Raw genomic sequence first — 3,613 nt, 5'->3', positions numbered from 1 at the left:
CTCTAGGTCATGACGGTTACCGATTTCAAAGTCATTCGGGTCATGTGCAGGTGTGATTTTAACAGCACCGCTTCCAAATTCCATATCCACATAATCATCTGCAACAATCTTAATTTCGCGTCCTACGATCGGCAATGTAACGGTTTTGCCAATTAAGTGCATGTAACGTTCGTCTTTCGGATGAACCGCAACTGCAGTATCGCCCAGCATCGTTTCCGGTCGAGTTGTCGCAACTTCAATATGACCTGTGCCATCTGTGAGCGGGTATCGCATATGATAGAAAGCACCCTGTACGTCTTGATGGATTACTTCGATATCAGATAAAGCTGTTTTCGTTGCTGGATCCCAGTTGATGATACGTTCGCCGCGATAAATAAGCCCTTTGTTGTAAAGCTTAACGAATACTTCTTTAACAGCATTTGATAAGCCATCATCGAGTGTAAAACGTTCACGTGAGTAATCAAGACCTAATCCAATTTTTGACCACTGCGTACGAATATGACCTGCATATTCTTCTTTCCACTTCCAAGTCTCTTTAACAAATTCATCACGTCCTAAATCGTAACGTGACTTACCTTCAGAACGAAGTTTTTCTTCTACTTTTGCCTGTGTCGCAATACCTGCATGGTCCATTCCTGGCAACCATAGTGCATCATATCCTTGCATGCGTTTCATGCGGATTAAAATATCTTGAAGTGTTGTGTCCCAAGCATGGCCCAAGTGTAATTTACCTGTTACGTTTGGCGGTGGGATTACAATGGTGTATGGTTCTTTGCCGCTTTCAGGCTGTGCTTCAAAATACTTTCCTTTAAGCCACCATTCGTAGCGTCCCTGTTCGATGGACTTCGGATCATACTTCGTTGAAAGTTCTGGTTTTTGTTCAGTCATAATCGATTCMTCCTTTTTTTGAAAACAAAAAAACTCCTGTCGTCACAAAAAGGACGAAGGAGTTGTTCGCGGTACCACCTTTATTCGCAGATGACAAAAAAATCATCACGCTCTCAAGTTTATATAACGGCTTTTAACCGGTTTCTGCTACTTACAGGTTCACAGAAACTGCTCATGGGCGACATTCAAATGTGTGTTAACGGAAACTCTCACCAAACGTTCCCTCTCTTGTGAAAACAGCACCACTTTACTCTTCCCAATCAATGCATTGTTATTTAGTTTTGTAACATATTGTATTTCCAAGATGAGATTATTGTATAGGACTGCACGACAACTCGTCAAGTATTTTTGAAAGGAGGAATCTCAATGCGAAGAGGATATAATCCTTATCTGCTTCCACCGTGGCTTCGAAAAACCCGCTTCTACTGCAAACATATCATTTTGCCGATCACAGTTTTCGAACTTATCCGTACCATTTTCATCCCGACGACCTTCGATTTCTTGCTGCTGTGCTTGTTAATTTTCATCTTATTTTTATTTCAAAAAGATATTATTTAACTTCATAGACGGAGTAGCCGTCTTTTAAATCACTCAGGAAGAATGGCAATGCTACATTTTCTTTGACCACCGGATTTTCCTCGGAAGTGGAATTGACAGGCTCAGTGAATACTTCTACGGAAGAGGATTCCCGTGGTTCAGGAAGTTCATACGAGCAAGTAACGCTCCATTCCACTTTCAACRTTTTTTCATCGGTGACAGATGCATTAACGTCCGACAGATGGATTTCAGGTTCTACTTTGCCATGAACATAATTTGGAGGTAATTCCACGAATAAAGGCACCGCATATTCAAAGTAGCCGTTTTCCCCATTCATGTCCAAGTCCTCGATTGAAACCCATTCAGACGTTCCGTGGTGCTCACATTCACCTGGTTGGAAAGCTACATGTGCTGCAATATGGTAAATGCCATATAAACTACTTACTCCTTTAACTTGCTGAAACTCTACTTGTGGCTTGACCTCAATTCGTGCAGCATTTGTCGGCACCCCAAAACTTTCCGGGAAATAAAAAACTTCTTGAAGCTTCCAATTAACTTGATTCACTTCTTGTCCTCCTTCACAAAGCTATGTGAAAGATTTTATGCGAGTGAACGAGCCTTTATGCTTTCATGAAGAACTTCTCGTTGTTCATAAAGTTTCTCAGACGTAGTTCACTATTTTTTAAGACGTCACCAGCTCTATTTCAGTTGAAAACTCAAAAAAGCCAGTCTGAGCAACCGCTCACTATCAAACATCAGGCTTTCAACCATTTTTTCAATGCATACGTCATCACAGGTCCTGCAATCAGCAAGATAAAGAAAATCCGGAATAAATGAAAACTGGTGACGGTCGACAAATCTGCACCCGTTTCCAATGCTGTAATGGACATTTCGGCAATTCCTCCAGGCGCTGCACTAATAAAGAAATCTAGAAACGTGTTAACTGGATGAATGTTTGTCAGTATGTATGCAATGAATCCACAAAATGCAATAAGCGCCAAGTTTGTCAGCACAATCGCTGCGAACAGTCGTATCGATAATTGATTTCTTACTTTTTCGAGCTGTAAGCCTAAATGAGCACCCACAAATATTTGAGACAGAATTAATACGATGGAAGGCACTTCGACAACTGGATGATCTGTCACGAACTGCACAATGGCCATTGATAAAATAGGTGCCATCATTTCAGGCAAAGGAAAATGTATTTTTTTCATTGCGATAAAAAAGGAAGTACCAAGTAAGACAGCTATGATGAAATGAGTAACATTAAATGTCGGCAACTCAGCCAGTGTCGCTTCGTTGAAATGACTGCCTTTTGGAATCCATGCAGTTAAAAAAGGGACAACCGTCACGACCACAAAGATTCGAAACGTCTGCATCAATGTCACGATGGTGGAATTCGCTGATTCCACTTCTTCACTCAGCAACACCATTTGGGATAGCCCACCTGGCAAAGAACCTAACACGCTGGTTGCAATGGTTTCCCCAGACATTTTCATAAAAAGCAGGCTTAATAATAGTGCCACACCTGAGACTGACAACGTCATCAATACCATCAGGGGAAAATCAAACCACATAAGTTCTATGGATGTTTTGGTAAAAGACGAGCCGATTTGAATACCAAGGAAAATCAAACCGATCTGTCGATATATTCGTGGCCACTCAAATTGCAATTTAGTATATTGCCTTAAAAGCAGTAATGAAACCATTGGTCCTAGCAACCATGGCAAAAAGATGCCGATTCGGTCAAATATGAAACCAGCCGCTGCTGCAATTATAAAAGTACGTATGATTATCCAAGACTGTTGCAACAAGACCACACCTTTCTTCATTGAAAAAAGCCCTGATACTCGAGTGAGTACCAGGACATGAGTATTAAGCTAGTTGTTTAAATACTTTATGGAATGCTTCCACAGTTTTCGCAATGTCTTCAGATGTATGAGCGGCAGATAGGAACATGCCTTCAAATTGTGAAGGTGGCAAGAAAATGCCTTCCTCAGCCATCAAGCGGTAATATTTTGCAAACAGTTGAAGATCAGACGTTTTCGCCACGTCGTAGTTCGTTACTGTTTCATCCGTAAAGAAGAATCCAATCATTGATCCCGCACGATTCACTGTGTGTGGGATGTGGTATTTCGAAGCCGCTTCACGGAAGCCCGCTTCCAACTGATCCGCAAGTCTGTTGAAG

General features: G+C 41.4%; 3 protein-coding genes, 1 pseudogene and 1 other annotated feature. All 4 genes and pseudogenes read right to left on the bottom strand.

Going from position 1 to position 3,613, the window contains the following annotated elements:
- Nucleotides 1–888, bottom strand: an 888-nt coding sequence (locus tag AC1DSB_RS16340; RefSeq protein WP_477587121.1) for a class I tRNA ligase family protein, incomplete at its 3' end; no start/stop codon positions are given.
- 46 nt (nucleotides 889–934) lie between these two features.
- Nucleotides 935–1,161: a binding site (T-box leader), on the bottom strand.
- A 277-nt stretch (nucleotides 1,162–1,438) separates the two neighbouring features.
- Nucleotides 1,439–1,990 (bottom strand): hypothetical protein, encoded by a 552-nt coding sequence (locus AC1DSB_RS16335; RefSeq protein ID WP_477587120.1) that lies wholly within the window; start codon nucleotides 1,988–1,990, stop codon nucleotides 1,439–1,441.
- 190 nt (nucleotides 1,991–2,180) lie between these two features.
- Nucleotides 2,181–3,257 (bottom strand): AbrB family transcriptional regulator, encoded by a 1,077-nt coding sequence (locus tag AC1DSB_RS16330; RefSeq protein WP_477532211.1) that lies wholly within the window; start codon nucleotides 3,255–3,257, stop codon nucleotides 2,181–2,183.
- A 43-nt stretch (nucleotides 3,258–3,300) separates the two neighbouring features.
- Nucleotides 3,301–3,613 (bottom strand): annotated as a pseudogene (locus tag AC1DSB_RS16325) (aspartate aminotransferase family protein); the annotation flags it as partial.

The organism is Paenisporosarcina sp. P4_E4_2 (assembly GCF_056401595.1).
The sequence above is the reverse complement of the archived record's forward strand: the minus strand, read 5'-3'. Positions and strand labels throughout refer to the sequence as shown.

What these genes read in the sequence shown, in the direction of transcription:
- AC1DSB_RS16330 (WP_477532211.1), bottom strand. Translation starts at nt 3,257, where the DNA reads ATGAAGAAAGGTGTGGTCTTGTTGCAACAGTCTTGGATAATCATACGT.